Annotated in this window: 13 protein-coding genes and 1 pseudogene; 6 read left to right on the forward strand and 8 right to left on the reverse strand. The window is 72.4% G+C overall.

Features of this window, described 5'->3' with window-relative positions; genetic code table 11:
* Positions 1–46: 46 nt before the first annotated feature.
* Both StrepF001_RS30950 and StrepF001_RS30955 read right to left on the reverse strand, forming a co-directional pair.
* Positions 47–2008 carry a BTAD domain-containing putative transcriptional regulator gene (locus tag StrepF001_RS30950; protein WP_240797755.1) on the reverse strand — a complete coding sequence of 654 codons (1962 nt, stop codon included), beginning with the start codon at positions 2006–2008 and terminating at the stop codon, positions 47–49.
* Positions 2009–2089: 81 nt separating this feature from the next.
* The gene (locus StrepF001_RS30955) at positions 2090–4960 is read right to left on the reverse strand and encodes a BTAD domain-containing putative transcriptional regulator (RefSeq protein WP_129801505.1); all 2871 of its coding nucleotides are present in this window, start codon (positions 4958–4960) and stop codon (positions 2090–2092) included.
* 165 nt (positions 4961–5125) lie between these two features.
* Here StrepF001_RS30955 and StrepF001_RS30960 point away from each other — a divergent pair, with 165 nt between their 5' ends.
* From StrepF001_RS30960 to StrepF001_RS30970, 3 genes and pseudogenes are all read left to right on the forward strand, one after another.
* Positions 5126–5698 carry a TetR/AcrR family transcriptional regulator gene (locus StrepF001_RS30960; RefSeq protein WP_129801506.1) on the forward strand — a complete coding sequence of 191 codons (573 nt, stop codon included), beginning with the start codon at positions 5126–5128 and terminating at the stop codon, positions 5696–5698.
* A gap of 78 nt (positions 5699–5776) precedes the next feature.
* A pseudogene (locus StrepF001_RS30965) lies at positions 5777–7010 on the forward strand (GDSL-type esterase/lipase family protein).
* A 9-nt stretch (positions 7011–7019) separates the two neighbouring features.
* Positions 7020–7460: an SRPBCC family protein gene (locus tag StrepF001_RS30970; RefSeq protein WP_129801507.1), complete on the forward strand. Its 441-nt coding sequence runs from the start codon at positions 7020–7022 to the stop codon at positions 7458–7460.
* A gap of 41 nt (positions 7461–7501) precedes the next feature.
* Here the strand turns inward: StrepF001_RS30970 and StrepF001_RS30975 are convergent, their stop codons facing one another.
* From StrepF001_RS30975 to StrepF001_RS30995, 5 genes are all read right to left on the reverse strand, one after another.
* Entirely contained in the window at positions 7502–8653 is a 1152-nt protein-coding gene (locus tag StrepF001_RS30975; protein ID WP_129801508.1) for an XdhC/CoxI family protein, read from the reverse strand.
* Positions 8654–8702: 49 nt separating this feature from the next.
* Positions 8703–10160, reverse strand: a complete 1458-nt coding sequence (locus StrepF001_RS30980; protein WP_129801509.1) for an NCS2 family permease — start codon at positions 10158–10160, stop codon at positions 8703–8705.
* A 126-nt stretch (positions 10161–10286) separates the two neighbouring features.
* Positions 10287–12668 (reverse strand): molybdopterin cofactor-binding domain-containing protein, encoded by a 2382-nt coding sequence (locus StrepF001_RS30985; RefSeq protein ID WP_129801510.1) that lies wholly within the window; start codon positions 12666–12668, stop codon positions 10287–10289.
* 2 nt (positions 12669–12670) lie between these two features.
* Entirely contained in the window at positions 12671–13240 is a 570-nt protein-coding gene (locus StrepF001_RS30990) for a (2Fe-2S)-binding protein (protein WP_129801511.1), read from the reverse strand.
* On the reverse strand, positions 13240–14130 hold the full coding sequence (locus tag StrepF001_RS30995) for a xanthine dehydrogenase family protein subunit M (protein WP_129801512.1): 891 nt from the start codon (positions 14128–14130) through the stop codon (positions 13240–13242). The genes StrepF001_RS30990 and StrepF001_RS30995 overlap by 1 nt, the downstream gene beginning before the upstream one ends.
* Positions 14131–14497: 367 nt before the next feature.
* Here StrepF001_RS30995 and StrepF001_RS31005 point away from each other — a divergent pair, with 367 nt between their 5' ends.
* Positions 14498–16225 (forward strand): PucR family transcriptional regulator ligand-binding domain-containing protein, encoded by a 1728-nt coding sequence (locus StrepF001_RS31005; RefSeq protein ID WP_129801513.1) that lies wholly within the window; start codon positions 14498–14500, stop codon positions 16223–16225.
* 128 nt (positions 16226–16353) lie between these two features.
* On the forward strand, positions 16354–17127 hold the full coding sequence (locus StrepF001_RS31010) for a hypothetical protein (protein WP_129801514.1): 774 nt from the start codon (positions 16354–16356) through the stop codon (positions 17125–17127).
* Positions 17128–17182: 55 nt separating this feature from the next.
* On the opposite strand, the gene StrepF001_RS31015 is transcribed toward StrepF001_RS31010, so the two are convergent.
* On the reverse strand, positions 17183–17998 hold the full coding sequence (locus tag StrepF001_RS31015) for a GntR family transcriptional regulator (protein ID WP_240797756.1): 816 nt from the start codon (positions 17996–17998) through the stop codon (positions 17183–17185).
* A gap of 168 nt (positions 17999–18166) precedes the next feature.
* Here StrepF001_RS31015 and StrepF001_RS31020 point away from each other — a divergent pair, with 168 nt between their 5' ends.
* Entirely contained in the window at positions 18167–19015 is an 849-nt protein-coding gene (locus tag StrepF001_RS31020) for a (2Fe-2S)-binding protein (RefSeq protein ID WP_129801516.1), read from the forward strand.
* Positions 19016–19054: the final 39 nt, after the last annotated feature.

Consider the following 19054-nt stretch of genomic DNA (forward strand, 5'->3'; position numbering starts at 1 on the left):
GTGACGGCGTCGCGGGCCGGGTTGCCCGGCGCCCCTGGTCAGGCCGTCATCCGCTCGGTTCGGAGCGTAGGTCGGCCGGTGTGCAAAAGAAGTGACAAGGAAGTGACACGGCCTCTTTCGGCGGACTCTTCCGGACTTGCCCCGGGTTCGGCGCGCGACCGGCGTCGTCGTACGCCTCGGTGAGTTCGGCGGCGAAGTCGCGCACCAGGTCGTGCAGGGCGTAGCGGCCGGGCAGATGCTCGGTGACGAGGTGGGCGTCGGCGAGTTCGCCGAGGACCAGCCGGGCCCGGCGGGCGGGAAGGCCGGCCAGGGTGGCGGCGGCGGCCGGGGCGATGTCGGGGCCGGGGTGCAGCGACAGCAGCCGGAACAGCTGGGCGCTCTCGGGCGGCAGCAGCCGGTAGGAGCACAGGAAGGCGGCCCTGAGGTCGGTGGCGCCGTCGACGGCGGAGAAGGCGTCGAGGCTGCCGTGGGAGGCACGGAGTTCGGCGGCGATGGCGGACAGCGGGAAGTCCGGGCGGCCGGCGGCGCGTGCGGCGACCACGGCCAGCGCCAGGGGCAGGCGGCCGCACCGGGCGACGATCTCGTCGGCCGCCTCGGGCTCGGCGGCCAGGCGGGCGGGTCCGATCCGCAGGCCCAGCGTGCAGCGGGCGTCCGCCGGGGACGGCGGTTCCAGGCGCAGGGGGTGGGCGCCGGAGGCGATCAGGCCGGCGAGTGCGTTACGGCTGGTGACCACGGCCAGGCAGCCCGGCGAGGCGGGCAGCAGCGGGCGTATCTGTTCGGCGTCGGCGGCGTCGTCGAGGACGATGAGGATCCGCCGGTCCGCCAGCACACTGCGGTACAGGCCGCCGAGCGCGTCCACGCAGTCCTCCTCCGGGACGCGGTCCGGGGGCACGCCCAGCGCTCCGAGCATCATGCGCAGCGCCTGCGGGGGGTGCAGCGCCGGCCGGGCGGGGTCGAAGCCGCGCAGCTCGATGTGGAGTTGGCCGTCCGGGAACCGCTCGGCGATCTGGTGGGCCCAGTGCACCGCCAGCGTGGTCTTGCCGATGCCTGCCATTCCGGTGATCAGGATTGTCGCGGGTGCTCCGGCGGAGGTCGCCGCAACGTCGGTGAGGGCGGCGAGTTCGGCTCGTCGGCCGGCGAACACGGTGAGGTCGGGCGGCAATTGAGCGGGCCGGGCGTACGGCTCGACGGGGTCCGGCCGCGCCGTGCCGGGCACTGGGCCTGCCGTCCGCGTCGGCCGGTCGAGCGGCCGTACCTGCTGACGGAGCACCCGGGTGTGGGCCGCGCCGAGCTCGGGACCGGGAGAGACGCCGAGTTCCTTGTCCAGCCGGCGGCGGACGTCGTCGTACGCCGCCAGTGCCTCCGCCTGCAGTCCGCATGCCGCCAGCGACAGGACCAGCCTGGCGTGCAACGACTCGTTGAGCGGGTCGAGTTCGACGGCCTGGCGGAGGCTGGCCAGAACGCGCTCCGTGCGGCCGCACAGCAGTGCCGCGTCGGCCGCCATCTGCGTGGTGTGCGCCAGCTCGCGCTCCACGTCGGCGAACGGCGCGTGCTCGCGCGTGGCCGCGGGCACGCCCATCGCCACCCGCCCCTGCCACAGGCTCAGCGCGTCGGCGAAGTGCCGCACCGCCACCTCGGGCCGTCCGGTGACGGCGGCCCGCTTGCCCCGCCTGGTGAGGTCGCGGAACCGCAGCAGATCGACCTCCTCGGTCTCCGCCTCCAGCACATAGCCGCCGGTGCGGCGCAGCAGGCGTCGTCCGGGCGCCCGCGGCGGCAGTCCCGGTTCGAGCAGCCGCCGCAGCGAACCGGCGTAACGGCGCACCACGTTCCGCGCGGTGGCCGGCGGCCTGCCCGCCCACAGCGCGTCGACGATCTCGCTCAACTGCACCGGACGGCCGACCTGCACCAGCAACAGACCGAGCAGAGCGCGCTGTTGGGGATACCCGAGATCCAGCTCCCGCTCCCCCTGCCACACCCGTAGGGGCCCCAGCACCTCGAACCGCATCATCGTTCTGAGCTCCGTCTTGCCGCCGCGCACCGTCGGACGCCGGACCGGCCGCGCCCCCGCACAGCGTAGAAGCGCCCGCCGTCACGCAGGGCCGACATGTTCCTCCTGCTCGTGGCCCTGCTGCCCGGCCAGCCGGGCAGCGACCCGGTCGGCGCCGGAGTGTCCGAGGGCGGTGAAGAGGTCGCGGGCCTGCTGCCAGCAGGCGCGGGCGCCCGGGAGGTTGCCGGTCGCGAGATGGGTGTCGCCCATGTGACTGAGCGTCTCGGCCTCCATGTACGGCACCCCGAGTTCCCGGTAGAGCGCGAGCGCGTTGCGGTAGCCGAGGAGGGCCTGCGGGTGGCGGCCCAGGTGGTGGTAGGCGTAGGCGATGCTGTCCCAGGTGGCGGCCTGTCCGTAGCGGTCGCCCAGTTCCTGCAGGAGGGTCAGGGCCCGGAAGCAGTGGCGCAGCGCCTCACGGTGCTCTCCGAGCTGGGAGTGGTACCAGCCGACGGAGTTGAGGACACCGGCTTCCGCGGCCTGGTGGCCGGTGGCCCGGAAGAGGTCCAGGGCCAGCTGGTTGTGCCGGAGGGCACCGGCGAGATCGCCCTGCTGCTCGCTCTCCCAGCCCAGGCTGCGGTGGGTGTGCGCGCGGCCGACGGCGTCGCCCAGTTCGGTGGCCATGGCCAGGGCACGGTCGAGGCGGGGGCGGCACAGCTCGTGCAGGCCCAGTCGGCCCTCGGCCCGGGCCAGTCCGCGCATCCCCCGGGTCTCCAGGGCACGGTCGGCCGGCCGGAGGGCGGCGTCGAGCGCGGTGCGCTGCGCGGCCAGCCCGTCGTGCCAGTGGCCGCGCCGGTCGAAGTACGGCTCGAGCGACCAGGCCAGCAGGCAGGCGAGCCGGTCGTGACCGGAGCCGGCGGCCGCGTCGAGGACGGCGAGCAGCACGGGGTGTTCGGCGGTGAGCCAGGCCAGGGCGTGATGGTCGTCGGCGAGCGGCTCGGGGGGTACGTCCTGCACGTCTGCCGGGGTCGGCCGGGGCACGGGATCCCCGTTCGGCGCGAGCAGCGCACCGGCGGCGTGGGCGGTGTGCGCGTAGTGCTGGTAGAGGCGGTGCGCGGCCGTGCGGCGCTCGGCCTCCGGGTGCTCGGCGTGCACGAGTTCGGCGGCGTGGGCGCGCAGCAGGTCGTGGAAGGTGTGGCGGCCGGGGGCGTGCTCGCTGATGAGGTGGGCACCGGAGAGCTCGGCCAGCAGCAGCCGTGCCCGCCGTACCGGAAGGCCGGCCAGGGCGGCCGCGGCCGGTGCCGTGAAGTCCGGGCCGGGGTGCAGGGCGAGCAGCCGGAAGAGCCGGGCGGCTTCCGGCGTCAGGACACGGGAGGACCAGGAGAACACCGTGCCGACGTCCGCGGAGGTGTCGGTTCTGGCGAAGGCGTCGAGGCTGCCGTGGGCCTCGCGCAGTTCGGCGGCGACGGCGGACAGCGGGAAGTGCGGGTGGGCGGCGGCGCGCGCGGCGACGCAGGCCAGCGCGAGCGGCAGTCCGGCGCACAGCCGGGTGATCTCGTCCACCGCCCCGGGCTCGGCCGTGACGCGTTCGGATCCCAGCCGGCGGACGAGGAAGGCCCGTGCCTGGTCGGCGTCGAACGGACGCAGGGTCAGCCGATGGGCCGCGTGCGCGGCCACCAGGCCGGACAGTTCGTTGCGGCTGGTGACGATGGTGAGACAGCCGGGGGTGCCGGGCAGCAGCGGCCGTACCTGGTCGGTGTCGCGCGCGTTGTCCAGCAGGACGAGGACCCGGCGTCCGGCCAGCACGCTGCGGTAGAGCGCGCTCTGTGCGTCCACGTGGCGGGGAATGCGTTCGGGCGGCACGCCCAGGGCGTCCAGGAAGCCGCGTACCGCCTCGCTCGGTTCCATGATCGCCCCGGAGGGGTCGAAGCCCCGCAGGTTGACGTAGAGCTGACCGTCGGGAAACCGGTCGGCGATCCGGTGGGCGAGATGCACGGCGAGCGTGGTCTTGCCGACGCCCGCCATCCCGCCGATCGCACCGATCACCACCGTCCCGGCCGTCCGCGCATCGTCGGCGAACAGCGCGAGCGCCTGATCCAGCTCGGCCCGCCGACCGGTGAAGACCGGCAGTTCGTGCGGCAGTTGTACGGGGACGGGATGGGCGGCCGTCCGTGTGGCGGGGCGAGGCCCGGCCCCGGCGGCCGGGGCGGGTGGGCCGGCCAGGACCGCCCGGTGGGCGTCGCTCAGTTCCGGACCGGGGTCGATCCCCAGCTCGTCCGCGAGCCGTGCCCTGACGGTCTGGTAGGTGCTCAGTGCCTCCGGCCGCAGACCGGTGCCGGCCAGGACGAGGATCAGCCTGGCCAGCAGGGGTTCGTCCAGCGGGTGGCCGGCCGCGGCACTGCGCAGTACGGGCAGGACCGCGTCCGGCACACCGGCGTGCAGGGCGGCGTCGGCGGCCTCCCGCACGGCCGTGAGGTACTCGTGTTCCAGTGCGTCGAGCGCCAGGTGCGCACGGGTCTCCGGGGGGATTCCGGAGGCGACCGGTCCCTGCCAGAGGGCCAGTGCCTCCGTCAGGAGCTCCACGGCCCCTGGGTACGCCCCGTCCGCGGCGGCCTGCCGGGCCTCTTCGCGCAGCCTGCGGAAGTGGAGGAGGTCCAGTGAGTCGCTGTCGGTGACGAGTCGGTAGCCGCCGGCGTCCCGGTGCAGCCAGCGGCCCTCCGAGCGGGTCGGTAGCCCCGGCTCCAGCAGGCGGCGCAGCGTTCCGACATGGCGGCGGACCACATTGACCGCGCTGCGCGGTGGGTTCGGACCCCACAGTGCGGTGACGATGTCGTGGATGGCGGCGGGCTGACCTGCCCGAACCAGCAGCAGGGCCAGCAGAGCCCGTTCCTGAGGGCGCCCGAGGCTCAGCTCCTGCCCCGCACGCCAGACGCGGACCGGCCCCAGGATCGCGAACCGCACCGACTCCAACGGCACGTCATCCCCCCTCCGGTCGCCCCGTCCAGGGCTCAACTGTACGTCACCTAAAGCATTACCCAGAGTTACGGACCGGATGTGGCGCCCTGCCGCGAACCGGCAGAGCAGCTTGCCTAAAAGTATTAGGCAGTTGCATAATCAAGCCTGTCGAATGATGGGAAGGCTATGGCACGTGTAGGACTGACCCCGGAACGCCTGGCCCTGGCCGGGGCGGAACTGGCCGACGAGGTCGGCTTCGACCAGGTGACCGTCTCGGCGCTGGCCCGACGGTTCGATGTCAAGGTCGCGAGTCTGTACTCGCATCTGAAGAACTCCCAGGACCTCAGGACCAGGATCGCCCTGCTCGCCCTGGAGGAACTCGCCGACCGGGCCGCCGACGCCCTCGCCGGGCGGGCCGGCAAGGACGCACTGATCGCCTTCGCCGACGTCTACCGCGACTACGCCCGGGAGCACCCCGGGCGCTATGCCGCGGCGCAACTCAGGCTCGACCCCGAGACGGCCGCGGCCGGCGCCGGCGTCAGACACGCACAGATGACGCGGGCGATCCTGCGCGGCTACGACCTGGCGGAGCCGGACCAGACCCATGCGGTCCGGCTGCTGGGCAGCGTCTTCCACGGCTACGTCAGCCTGGAGACGGCAGGCGGATTCAGTCACAGCGCCCCCGACGCGCAGGAGTCCTGGACACGAATCCTGGACGCCCTCGACGCCCTTCTGCGCAACTGGCCGCCCACGCCCTGACCCGGAACCTCCCGAAAACCTCGATCCGAGCAGAAGACCCTCGATCCGAGCGCCCCTCTCCATCAACAGGCCGAGGCCATGCACCCCCACCCCACCTGGATCACCACGCCCATCACCGCGGACCTCCTGCGCGGTGCCCTCGAACTGGAACACACCGCGCACGGTGTGCTGCCGCACCGGCTGCCCGCCCGGGCCCGCGCCCAGTGCGCCGACGGACAGCTCGCCATGGCGGAGTCCCAGCCCTCCGGCGTACGGCTGGCCCTGCGCACCGAGGCCACCGCCGTCGAACTGGACACACTGCCCACCAAACGGGTCTACGCGGGCGCCCCGCCACGCCCGGACGGCATCTACGACCTGCTCGTCGACGGCCGTCTGGCCGGCCAGGGCAGCGTGACCGGCGGCAACACCCTGACCATCGACATGACCACCGGCAACCACCAGGAGCCGGCCCGGCCCGCCCGGCACCCTCCGCTTCACCGGCCTGCCCGACGGGATGAAGGACGTCGAGATCTGGCTGCCGCACAACGAGACCACCGAACTCGTCGCCCTGCGCACCGACGCACCCGTCGAGCCGGTACCGGCCCGTGGCCGCAAGGTGTGGCTGCACCACGGCAGTTCGATCAGCCACGGCTCCGACGCTGCAAGCCCCACCGCCACCTGGCCGGCCCGCGCCGCCGCACTCGCCGGCGTGGAGCTGATCAACCTCGGTCTCGGCGGCAGCGCCCTGCTCGACCCGTTCACCGCGCGCACCCTGCGGGACACCCCCGCCGACCTGATCAGCATCAAGATCGGCATCAACCTGGTCAACACCGACCTGATGCGCCTGCGTGCCTTCACCCCGGCCGTCCACGGCTTCCTCGACACCGTCCGCGAAGGCCACCCCAGCACGCCGCTGCTGGTCGTCTCGCCCATCCTGTGCCCCATCCACGAGGACACGCCCGGCCCCAGTGTCCCGGACTTCACCGCCCTCAGCGCCGGGCGACTGCGGTTCCGGGCCGCGGGCGACCCGGCGGAGCGCGCGAGCGGGAAACTCACGCTGGGTGTCATCCGGGACGAGCTGGCCCGGATCGTGGAGCAGCGAGCGGCCGACGACCCGAACCTGCACCACCTCGACGGGCGCGCACTCTACGGCGAGGCCGACCACGCCGAACTCCCCCTGCCGGACGAACTCCACCCGGACGCCGCCACCCATCTCCGCATGGGCGAACGGTTCGCGGAGCTCGCCTTCACCGCCGACGGCCCGTTCGTGAGCCACAGCTCGTCAATCACCTGCGCCGAAGCGTCGGAAAGGTTCCCGGGTCGGTCTGCCTAGGATCTTCCCGTGGCCACCTTCCTCCTCGAACGCACAGCACCTCTCCCCCTGCCCGAAGCGTGGCACCGGCTCACCGACTGGCCCCGCCACGGCGAGGTGGTCCCGATGACCCGCGTCACCGTGACGACGCCCCCACCGACACACGAGGGCACGGTCCTCGTCGCCCGCTCCGGCATCGGCCCGTTCGCCTTCGCCGACCGGATGGAGGTCACCGTCTGGCAGCCGCCGGCCGACGACACCCCCGGCCTGTGCCGTCTGGAGAAACGCGGCCGGGTCGTGCGGGGCTGGGCGGAGATCGAGGTCCGTCCGGGCCCCGGCGGCCGTACGCGCGTGCTCTGGCGGGAGGAACTCCGGCTCCGCCTCCTGCCCGGCATGTTCGACCCGGTCCTGGAGCGGGCGGCACGTGCGGTGTTCGGCCGGGCGGTGAACCGGCTGCTGCGGCGGCCGTGACGGTGTCCGACGGCCGGTCAGGGCGTCGGCCGGACGGCCGCTCAGGCCACCGACTCGATCCGCCCCGCCGACGCCGCCGGCATCTCGTGGTGGATCGGGGTGTGCGCGCCGGTCAGTGACATCCCGCTGCCGCCGCGCCGGTCGGCGACGATCTCCGACGCGATGGACAGGGCCGTCTCCTCCGGTGTACGGGCGCCCAGGTCGAGGCCGATGGGTGAGCGCAGACGCGCCAACTCCGGCTCGGTGACGCCGACTTCGCGCAGGCGTGCGGTGCGGTCCAGATGGGTGCGGCGGGAGCCCATCGCGCCGATGTACGCGACCGGCAGGCGCAGTGCGAGCTTGAGCAGGGGTACGTCGAACTTGGCGTCGTGGGTGAGGACGCACAGGACCGTGCGGGCGTCCACGTCGGTGCGCTCCAGGTACGTGTGGGGCCACTCGACGACGATCTCGTCGGCCTCGGGGAAGCGGGTGCGGGTCGCGAAGACGGGGCGGGCGTCACACACCGTGACGTGGTAGCCGAGGAACTTGCCGACGCGGACCAGTGCCGACGCGAAGTCGATCGCCCCGAAGACGATCATCCGGGGGGCGGGGACCGACGACTCGACCAGAACCGTGAGCGGTGCTCCACAGCGAGAGCCCCGCTCTCCGATCTCCAGGGTGCCGGTGCGGCCGGCCTCCAGGAAGGCGCCCGCCTCGGCCGCGACCGTGCGGTCCAGTTCCGGGTGGGCGCCGAAGCCGCCGTCGTACGAGCCGTCGGGGCGGACCAGCAGCGCACGGCCCGTCAGCTCCGCCGGGCCGGCCACGATCCGCGCCACCGCCGCCGCCTCCCCTCGCGCGGCGGCGGACAGTGCGGAGGCGAACACCGACCGGACGGGATCGTCCGCCCGTACCGGTGTGACCAGGATGTCGATGATGCCGCCGCAGGTCAGCCCGACGGCGAAGGCGTCCTCGTCGCTGTAGCCGAAGCGCTCCAGGACCGGCTCACCGTCCTGCAGCGCCTGCCCGCACAGCTCGTAGACCGCGCCCTCCACACACCCGCCGGAGACCGAACCGATCGCCGTGCCGTCGGCGTCCACCGCGAGGGCGGCGCCTGGCTGGCGCGGGGCGCTGCCGGCGACGGCCACCACGGTGGCCACCGCGAAGTCGCGTCCCTGCTCGACCCACCGGTGCAGCTCTTCGGCGATGTCCAGCATCTCTCGGTCTCCTTAACGGCGGGTGTGTGGAGGGCACTTGGATGAGCGGCTAGTGGACGCCCAGCCAGCTCTCGATCGGGTTGAGGGCGAAGTAGACGACGAAGATCACGGTCAGCGCCCACATGAAGGCGCCGATCTCGCGCGCCTTGCCCTGGGCGACCTTGATGGCGACGTACGAGATGACACCGGCGGCGACACCCGCGGTGATCGAGTACGTGAACGGCATGATCACGACGGTCAGGAAGACCGGGACCGCGGTGGCGCGGTCGGACCAGTCCACATGCCGGGCGTTCATCATCATCATGGCGCCGATCACCACCAGGGCGGCGGCCGCGACCTCACCCGGCACGATCGCCGTCAGCGGGGTGAAGAACAGGCAGGCCGCGAAGAACAGACCGGTCACCACGGACGACAGGCCCGTACGGGCGCCCTCGCCGACACCGGTCGCCGACTCCACGAACACCGTCTGACCCGAGGCGCCCGAGACACCGCCGATCGCGCCGCCCGCACCGTCGATGAACAGCGCCTTCGACAGACCCGGCATCCGGCCCTGCGCGTCCGCCAGCCTGGCCTCGGTGCCGACGCCGATGATCGTCGCCATGGCGTCGAAGAAACCGGCCAGCACGAGCGTGAACACGATCATGCCGACGGTCATCGCGCCGACCTCGCCCCAGCCGCCGAACTCGACGTTGCCGAAGATCGAGAAGTCCGGCATCGAGACCGCGCTGCCGTGCAGTTCGGGGGCACCGCTCGCCCACTGCCCGGGATCGATGACGTCCAGTGTGTTGAGGAGTACGGCGAGCAGGGTGCCGCCGACGATGCCGATCAGGATCGCGCCGGGGATGCCGCGCGCCTGGAGCATGAAGATCGCGAGCAGGGTCACGGCGAAGAGCAGGACCGGCCAGCCGGCAAGTTCACCGGCCGGGCCGAGGGTGACCGGGGTCGCCTCGCCCTGGTGCACGAAACCGGCCTTGTAGAAGCCGATCAGGGCGACGAAGAGACCGATGCCCATGGTGATCGCGTGCTTCAGCGGCAGCGGGATCGCATTCATGATCATCTCGCGTAGGCCGGTGACGACCAGCAGCATGATGACCACGCCGTACATCACGCACATGCCCATCGCCTGCGGCCAGGTCATCTGGGGGGCGACCTGGGAGGCGAGGACACCGGAGACGGAGAGGCCGGCGGCGAGTGCGAGAGGGACCTTGCCGAAGAGGCCCATCAGCAGCGTGGTGAGGGCCGCCGCGAACGCGGTCGCGGTGATCAGGGCCTGCTGGGCGAGCGTGTCCCCGGCGGCGTCCTTGCCGGACAGGATCAGGGGGTTGAGGAGGAGGATGTACGCCATCGCCATGAAGGTGGTGATGCCGCCGCGGACTTCGCGCGCGAGCGTGGATCCTCGGTGGGATATGTGAAAGTACCGGTCGAGCCAGGACCTGCCGGCCGCGGTGCGGGTTCCTTCGCCCGCATCTTCGGCGGTGGTCCTGGGCTCGAGTGACTGCTGGGCCATGGTGCCGTCTCCCAAGTTTCAAAGGGGGTTGGGATATTCACGACCCGGGGGACGGCCCGAGACGAACATGGGGGTCTGGGGGACGGAGTCCCCCAGAAGAATTCACCTGCTGAACCCCCGGAGGGGTCACGTTCCCGTCAGGTGCTCCGGGCGTACCGGCGTCCTGTTCAGCTCCAGGCCGGTCGCCTTGCGGATCGCCGCGAGGACCGCCGGAGTCGAGGACAAGGTGGGGGCCTCGCCGACGCCTCGCAGACCGTACGGGGCGTGGTCGTCGGCGAGTTCGAGGACGTCGACCGGGATGGTCGGGGTGTCGAGGATGGTGGGGATCAGGTAGTCCGTGAAGGAGGGGTTCTTCACCTTCGCGGTCTTCGGGTCGACGACGATCTCCTCCATCACCGCCACGCCCAGGCCCTGGGTCGTACCGCCCTGGATCTGGCCGATGACGGACAGCGGGTTGAGTGCCTTGCCGACGTCCTGGGCGCAGGCCAGCTCGATCACCTTGACCAGGCCGAGCTCGGTGTCGACCTCGACGACGGCGCGGTGCGCGGCGAAGGAGTACTGGACGTGGCCGTTGCCCTGGCCGGTGCGCAGGTCGAAGGCCTCGGTCGGCCGGTGCCGCCACTCCTCCTCGACCTCCACGGCCTCGTCCTCGAGGACGTCCACCAGGCCGGCCAGTACCTCGCCGCCGTCGGTGACGACCTTGCCGCCCTCGAGCAACAGCTCCGCCGTCGCCCAGGCCGGGTGGTACGGACCGAACTTGCGGCGGCCGAGGTCCAGGACCTTCTCGCGGACGAGCTCGCAGGCGTTCTTCACCGCGCCACCCGTGACGTACGTCTGCCGCGAGGCCGACGTCGAACCGGCGCTGCCCACCTGCGTGTCCGCCGGGTGGATGGTCACCTGGGTGACGCCCAGCTCGGTGCGGGCGATCTGCGCGTGGACGGTGACGCCGCCCTGGCCGACCTCCGCCATCGCCGTGTGCACGGTGGCGACGGGCTCTCCGCCCACCACCTCCATGCGCACCCTGGCGGTGGAGTAGTCGTCGAAGCCCTCGGAGAAGCCGACGTTCTTGATGCCGACCGCGTAGCCGACGCCGCGTACGACGCCTTCACCGTGCGTGGTGTTGGACAGACCGCCGGGCAGCTGCCGTACGTCCACGCCCTCGGAGCTCTCCCACTCGCGCTCCGGCGGCATCGGCATCGCCTTGACGCGGCGCAGGAGTTCGGCGACGGGGGCCGGGGAGTCGACCGGCTGCCCGGTCGGCATGATCGTGCCCTGCTCCATGGCGTTGAGCCGCCGGAACTCCACCGGGTCCAGGCCGAGTTGCCCGGCCACCTTGTCCATCTGCGCCTCGTAGGCGAAGCACGCCTGGACCGCGCCGAAGCCGCGCATCGCCCCGCACGGCGGGTTGTTGGTGTAGAGGGCGAGGGCCTCGATCTCGACGTCGTCGACGACGTACGGCCCGATGCCGAGGGAGGCGGCGTTGCCGACGACCGCCGGGGAGGCGGAGGCGTACGCACCGCCGTCGAGCACGATGCGGCACTTCACATGGGTGAGCTTGCCGTCCTTCGTCGCCCCGTGCTCGTAGTGGAGCTTCGCCGGGTGGCGGTGGACGTGCCCGAAGAAGGACTCGAAGCGGTTGTAGACGATCTTGACGGGCTTGCCGGTGCGCAGGGCGAGCAGACAGGCGTGGATCTGCATCGACAGGTCCTCGCGTCCGCCGAACGCACCGCCGACGCCGGCCAGCGTCATACGCACCTTGCTCTCGGGCAGGCCGAGCACGGGCGCGATCTGGCGCAGGTCGGAGTGCAGCCACTGGGTGGCGATGTAGAGGTGGACGCCGCCGTCCTCGTCGGGGACCGCGAGGCCGGACTCGGGGCCGAGGAAGGCCTGGTCCTGCATGCCGAAGGTGTACTCGCCCTCGACGATGACGTCGGCGCGCTCCCGGGCCGCCCCGACGTCCCCTCGGACGATCGGCTGGCGGTGCACGATGTTCGGGTGCGGGACGTGGCCGATGTGGTGGTCGTCGCGGTTCTCGTGGACGAGGATCGCGTCCGGCGCGGTCGCGGAGGCCTCGTCGGTGATGACGGGCAGTTCGCGGTAGTCGACCTTGATCTTGGCGGCGGCGCGGCGGGCGGTCTCCGGGTGGTCGGCGGCGACGATCGCGACCGGCTCGCCGTGGTGCCGTACCTTGCCGTGGGCGAGCACCGGGGTGTCCTGGATCTCCAGGCCGTAGTTCTTCACCTCGGTCGGCAGGTCGTCGTACGTCATGACGGCGTAGACGCCCGGCGTCGCGAGGGCCTCGCTCGTGTCGATGGAGACGATCTCGGCGTGGGCGACGGTGGAGCGCAGGATCTGGCCCCAGAGCATGTCCTCGTGCCACATGTCGGACGAGTACGCGAACTCGCCGGTGACCTTGAGGGTGCCGTCCGGGCGGAGCGTGGACTCGCCGATGCCGCCCTTGGTCCGGGAGCCCTGGGTGATCTTTGTGGGTGCGCCGTTGGTCGGCATCGTCAGACCGCCTCTCCCTGCCGGGCGGCCGCCAGGCGGACCGCGTCCATGATCTTCTCGTAGCCGGTGCAGCGGCACAGGTTGCCCGAGAGCGCCTCGCGGATGTCCGCGTCGGTCGGGTTCGGGTTGCGCTCCAGCATCTCGTCGGCGGCGACCAGCAGGCCCGGGGTGCAGAAGCCGCACTGGACGGCGCCGGCGTCGATGAACGCCTGCTGGATCGGGGAGAGTTCGGTGCCCTCGCCGGTCTGCGAGTCGGTGCCCTCGGCCTGCCATCCCTTGGCCTCGTCGAGCGAGGTCCCACAGGAGTCGCCGCAGGACCGCTGCTTGGCGTAGTCCGCGAGCCCCTCGACGGTGACGACCTCCCGGCCCTCCACCTGACCGGCGGCGACCAGACACGAACACACCGGCACGCCGTCCAGCCGGACCGTGCACGACCCGCACTCGCCCTGCTCGCAGGCGTTCTTCGAACCCGGCAGTCCGAGCCGCTCACGCAGCACGTACAGCAGGGACTCGCCCTCCCACACGTCGTCGGCTTCCTGCGGGCGGCCGTTGACCGTGAAACTGACGCGCATCACGCGACTCCCTCTGTGCGTGCGGCGGTGCCGCGGTACGACTCCCAGGTCCAGGTGAGCGTCCGGCGGGCCATCACGCCCACCGCGTGCCGGCGGTAGCTCGCGGTGCCCCGGACGTCGTCGATCGGGTTGCAGGCGGCGGAACACAGGTCCGCGAACTGCCTGGCGACCGACGGGGTGATGATCTTTCCGTTGTCCCAGAAGCCGCCCTCTTCGAGCGCCGCGTTCAGGAACTCCTCGGCGGCCCTGGCCCGGATGGGCGTCGGGGCGGCCGATCCGATCCCCGTACGGACGGTCCGTGTCTGCGGATGCAGCGCGAGCCCGAAGGCGCACACGGCGATGACCATCGCGTTGCGCGTGCCCACCTTCGAGAACTGCTGCGGCCCGTCGGCCTTCTTGATGTGCACGGCGCGGATCAGCTCGTCGGGCGCCAGGGCGTTCCGCTTGACGCCCTGGTAGAACTCGTCGATGGGGATCAGGCGGGTGCCGCGCACCGACTCGGCCTCGACCTCGGCGCCGGCCGCGAGGAGGGCGGGGTGGGCGTCGCCGGCCGGGGAGGCGGTGCCGAGGTTGCCGCCGACGCCACCGCGGTTGCGGATCTGCGGGGAGGCGACCGTGTGCGAGGCGAGGGCGAGGCCCGGCAGCTCGGCGCGCAGGCTCTCCATGATCTGGGAGTACGGGACGGAGGCACCCAGGCGCACGGAGTCCTCGCCGACCTCCCACTCGGAGAGGTCGCCGATGCGGTTGAGGTCCATGAGGTACTCGGGCCGGCGATGGTCGAAGTTGATCTCGACCATCACATCGGTGCCGCCCGCAATCGGCACAGCGGTGGGGTGCTCGGCCTTCGCGGCGAGCGCCTCCTCCCAGCTGGCGGGGCGAAGGAAGTCCATGACCGGCTCTCTTCTTCGTCTCGTGAGTCGTACAGATTGAGCCAATCCGTGTGCGGCGGGCCCGGCTCGTTCATGTGCTCTTAACGCGGATCGACGTCAGTACACAGCGCCGTGCTCCGGCAGGGTCAGTCACCGAAACCATGAAGGAGTTGGCTGGCCAAGGCGGTCATCTTGTAGATTCGTATGAATGGAGGTCATCAGTAACCTCCTGGTTTTCCTGTGGAAACGTGCAGGAACAGTCACGTGACCAGGGACACAGCACGGGAGACGGCGAGCACCGCTCAACCGCCCACCGAACGGGCCTCTCACCGGCGGACCCGTCAAGATCCATCGTAGTTTTCGAGACAAAGAACGGCGGCGACGAGAAATGCGGCTGCGCGCACTGCTGGACACCGACGCGCTGGGCCTCAAGCTGCTCGGCGGCGAGGACGAGCTGGACCGCACCGTGCGGGGCGTGATGACCACCGACCTGCGGGACCCCAGCCGTTACCTCTCCGGTGGTGAGCTGGTGCTGACGGGTCTGGCCTGGCGCCGGGGGGCCACCGACTCGGAGCCTTTCGTACGGATCCTGGTGCAGGCCGGCGTGGCCGCCCTCGCGGCCGGTGAGGCCGAGCTGGGCGATGTGCCCGAGGACCTCGTCCAGGCCTGCGCCCGGCACCGGCTCCCCCTCTTCGCCGTGCACGAGTCGGTGGCCTTCGCGACGATCACCGAGCACGTCGTACGGCAGGTCTCCGGCGAGCGTGCCGGGGACCTGGCGGCCGTGGTGGACCGGCACCGGCGGATGATGACCTCGGGCCCGGCGGGTGGCGGCCCGGACGTGGTCCTGGACCTGCTCGGCTCGGACCTGGACCTGCGTGCCTGGGTGCTGTCGCCGACGGGACGGCTGATCGCCGGCCCGAAGGCCGGAGGGCCCGGGCTGCCCGCGGAGGCGTGCGCGAAGCTGGCGGCCGAGCACCTGGCGGCCGCCCGCACCGGCCGCCGCGGCCCGCACCGGATGATCCTCGGCAGTACGACGTACTCCCTCTTCCCCATCCGCAGCAGCGGCCGTTCCCCGCAGGACTCCCGGGACGTGCGCGAGACGGTGCTCTCCGACTGGCTGCTCGCCGTGGAGGCGGACGCCGGTGACTGGGCGGAGGAGCGGCTCGACCTGCTGCACGGCGTCACCCAGCTGATCGCGGTCGAACGGGACCGCCGGGACGCGGCCCGCACGGTACGGCGACGGCTGGCCCAGGAGGTGCTGGAACTGGTCCAGACGGGCGCCGCACCCGCCGAGATCGCCGCCCGTCTGCGCGTCGCCGCCCCGGTCCTGCTGCCCGGCCTCGGCACCGCCCCGCACTGGCAGGTGGTCGTCGCACGGGTCGAGTGGGACGAAGCAGGCAGCGGGCCCGCAGGACCCTCGGCTGAGGATGGTGGCGGGCGACGGGTGGGCGGGATCGAGGCCGGTCCGGTGGCTCAGTCCCTCCTGGAGGAGATCCTGGTCGACCCGCTCGCCACCGGCCCCGAGCCGTCCGACCGCATAGCCGTGGCGCACACGGGCGACGAGGCGATCGCACTCGTCCCCCTCCCGGCGGTGTCGACGGAGCACGACGGCTCCGAGACCGGCATCCTGGCGGACGCGCTCCTGGCCTCCGTACGTGACCCCCTGTCGGCGGGCCTGGACGACGACGGCCGGGTCACGCTCGGCGTCAGCGCGGCGGTCCACTCGGCCGAGGGCCTGCACGGGGCACTGGAAGAAGCCCGGCACGCCCGCCGGGTGGCGGCGGCCCGCCCCGGCCGGGTCTGCGCGGCCGGCCACCACGAGCTGGCCTCGCACGTCCTGCTGCTCCCCTTCGTCCCCGACGACGTACGCCGCGCCTTCACCGCCCGTCTCCTGGACCCGCTGCGTGACTACGACCGCCGGCACCGCGCCGAACTGATCCCGACCTTGGAGGCGTTCCTGGAGTGCGACGGCTCCTGGACGCGCTGCGCGTCCCGCCTGCACCTGCACGTCAACACACTGCGCTACCGGGTCGGACGAATCGAGCAGTTGACGAGCCGCGACCTGTCCCGCCTGGAGGACAAGCTGGATTTCTTCCTGGCGTTGCGGATGAGCTGAAACCCGAAGGGCCCGAAGAGCCCACGAGTTTGTGAAATCCTTCACCCGCCCCCTTGGCCGGGCAGCTGAATTGGTGCTGAAATGCGGCCACCACTCAACAGCTCAATGGCGTGCTCGGGGAGGGCAACGTGGCGCATACCGCCATGTCTGGTACCGGAACGACCTCAGACGACGATCCCCTCCAGACCGCGGTATGGCGGTTGCGCTCGCGGGCGTGCTGGGCCGACGCGGCGGCCCTGCTGCCGCCGACCACCCCGGCCGCAGCGCTCCAGCGGGCCGCGCTGCTGGTCGAACGATGCCTGTACACCGAGCAGGGCTGGGAGGACGCCGAGGACGCGCTGCGGACGGCGGAGGCGCTGGCCCACACCGACGAGGAGCGGGGGGCGGCCGCTTGTGAACGCGGGCAACTTGCCTACGCGGCCACGCTGCACGGGGTGCGGGACCGGGCCGACGAGGCGCGGGCCGCGCTGGGGCGGGCGGCGGCGCTGATCCCTCCGGGGGCCGCGGGGCGGGCGCTGCTGGACTTCCGGCGCGGGCTGCTCGCCGAGAACCTGGCGCACGCGCCGCAGGCCGCGCGGGCGGCGTACCGGCGGGCGCATGCGGGGGCGGCGGCGCATGCCGACACGTTGCTGCTCTCCTTCACCTGGCGGCACCTTGCCGGACTCGCCCTGCGGGACGGGGAGTTGGCCGAGGCCCGGAACGGCTTCGCCGAGTCCCTGCGGATCCGGGAGGAGTTGGGCTACCTGGTCGGTACGGCACCGGCGCTGGTGTCCCTGGCCGACGCGGAGACGGAGCCGGAGGCGTCCCGGCTGCGGGAGGAGGCCCGTCGGCTGTTCCGGCTGCTCGGCGGCGTACCGACGTGGCTGGAGCCCCGGTTGGCGCCGCCGGCGGCGACGGCGTAGACGGAGGCGGGGCGCCGGACGTGGGTGGGCCGCGCGGTCCGGTGCCGCCGCGCTCTCACCGCGTACCGGCGAAGTGCACCCGCACCAGTGCCCGTACGGCATCCAGGTCCCGTGCGATCAGGGCGTCCAGCACGGCCGCGTGCTCGGCCGCATCGGCGATCAGGTCCGAACGGCCGGAGGAGGCCGCGGCTCCCGCCGGCGGCCACTGCGTCCGGCGGTGCAGGTCGTCGGCGATGCGCACCAACTGCTCGTTCCCCGCGAGCGACAGCACGGCCCGGTGAAAGGCCCGGTCGGCCTCCGCGTACGTCGCCCGGCAGCCGGACGACGCCGCGCGGACCGTCGCCTCGGCCGACGGCCTGAGCTCCGCCCAGCGTTCCGCGGGAACCGTACGCGCCAGCCGCAGGATGACGGGAACCTCGATCAGCCCCCGGACCTCGGCCAGTTCGGCCAGTTCCCGGGCGTCCCGCTGGACCACCCGGAAGCCGCGGTTGGGCACGACCTCGACGGCGCCCTCCAGGGCGAGCTGCTGCATCGCCTCCCGGACGGGTGTCGCGGACACCCCGAACCGTTCGCCGAGCGCCGGCGCCGAGTACACCTCGCCGGGCCGCAGCTCCGCCGTCACCAGCGCGGTCCGCAGGGCGTCGAGGATCTGCCCGCGCACGGAGGCCCGCTGGACCACGGGCCGGGCCCGCTCGGCGAAGGGCCGCGGGACGGGCTGCTCACTGTGCGTGTGTTCACCGCGCACCGCACCGGCCGAGTCGGCCCGTTCCCGGTCGACGTCCGCAGCCCGGGGCTGCGACGGCACTCGCACCGCCGGGGCCGGAAACTCCGGAACGCCCGTCTCGGCGAAGCCCTGCGTGTCCTGCTTCACGGGTCCTCCTCCGGACGTTTCCGTACTTGTTTCGGGTACTTGGGTCATTACGGCGGCTTGTTACTCGTCCGTCAAGCACCTTAGGCGCAGAAGCCACCGGTTCAAACCCGGACTGGGGTTCGGTAAGGTAAGGCTTACCTTCAACCCACTGGGAATCGGTGATCCCGTATGCCTGTGTCCCGTTCGGCCATCGCGGACGCGTACGCCCGTCTGACCGAGGTCCTCCCCGGGCTCGCCATCACGGAGCCGGCCACCGGTGATCCCCTCCCGAGCGGTGCCGGATGGATCACCGCCGCCTCGCTCGCAGCAGGCGGGACCGGCCTCGACACCTTTCTGGCCTGGGACGACGCACAGGTACGGAGGGACTACGGACAGCAGGCCCGCCCGGATGTGGTCGCAAGTTTCGGCCTGCACCGGTACGCCTGGCCGGTCTGCCTGCTGATCACCGTGCCATGGTTCCTGCACCGACGCGTCCCCCGCTTTCCCGTGACGCATGTCTCGTACAACCGGACCGTCCCCGGCCTCTCCATGGGCCGCCTGGCGGTCCGCCCGGACGGCTTCGCCTGTCTGCCCGGCGACCCGGCCGCCGCCCTGCCCGGCGCCACCGTGGTCGCCGACGAGGAGGCGCTGCGAGCCGAGCTGCGGGCGGCGGTCGCCGAGCACTTCGGACCGGTCCTCGCCGCCTTCGGCCCGCGCATGCGGCGACGCGGACGCGCGCTGTGGGCCACCGCGACCGACGAGATCGTGGAGGGGCTCTGGTACGTCGCCGATCTCCTCGGCGAGCGGGAGCGGGCGAAGCGCGAGCTGGAGCTGCTGCTGCCGGGCGCCACCAAGCCGTACGTCGGTTCGGCGGCGTTCCGCGAGCTGACCGGGCCGAACGGCGAGTCGCTGCCCACCCGGGACCGGGCGAGCTGCTGCATGTTCTACACCCTCCGCCCCGAGGACACGTGCACCACCTGCCCGCGCACCTGCGACGCGGAACGGGTCGTCAGACTGGCGGCGGCCGCGGCCGGCTGACGCCGCGCCCACAACTCTCTAATCGAACTCAACTCCCAT

It is taken from the genome of Streptomyces sp. F001 (assembly GCF_004187715.1).
Classification (GTDB): domain Bacteria; phylum Actinomycetota; class Actinomycetes; order Streptomycetales; family Streptomycetaceae; genus Streptomyces; species Streptomyces flavusporus.

Coding starts and splice junctions, on each gene's coding strand:
- StrepF001_RS30960 (WP_129801506.1), top strand. CDS start 5,126: ATGGCACGTGTAGGACTGACCCCGGAACGCCTGGCCCTGGCCGGGGCG.
- StrepF001_RS31020 (WP_129801516.1), top strand. CDS start 18,167: ATGCCTGTGTCCCGTTCGGCCATCGCGGACGCGTACGCCCGTCTGACC.
- StrepF001_RS30980 (WP_129801509.1), bottom strand. CDS start 10,160: ATGGCCCAGCAGTCACTCGAGCCCAGGACCACCGCCGAAGATGCGGGC.
- StrepF001_RS30985 (WP_129801510.1), bottom strand. CDS start 12,668: ATGCCGACCAACGGCGCACCCACAAAGATCACCCAGGGCTCCCGGACC.
- StrepF001_RS30950 (WP_240797755.1), bottom strand. CDS start 2,008: ATGATGCGGTTCGAGGTGCTGGGGCCCCTACGGGTGTGGCAGGGGGAG.
- StrepF001_RS30990 (WP_129801511.1), bottom strand. CDS start 13,240: ATGCGCGTCAGTTTCACGGTCAACGGCCGCCCGCAGGAAGCCGACGAC.
- StrepF001_RS30995 (WP_129801512.1), bottom strand. CDS start 14,130: ATGGACTTCCTTCGCCCCGCCAGCTGGGAGGAGGCGCTCGCCGCGAAG.
- StrepF001_RS31005 (WP_129801513.1), top strand. CDS start 14,498: ATGCGGCTGCGCGCACTGCTGGACACCGACGCGCTGGGCCTCAAGCTG.
- StrepF001_RS30975 (WP_129801508.1), bottom strand. CDS start 8,653: ATGCTGGACATCGCCGAAGAGCTGCACCGGTGGGTCGAGCAGGGACGC.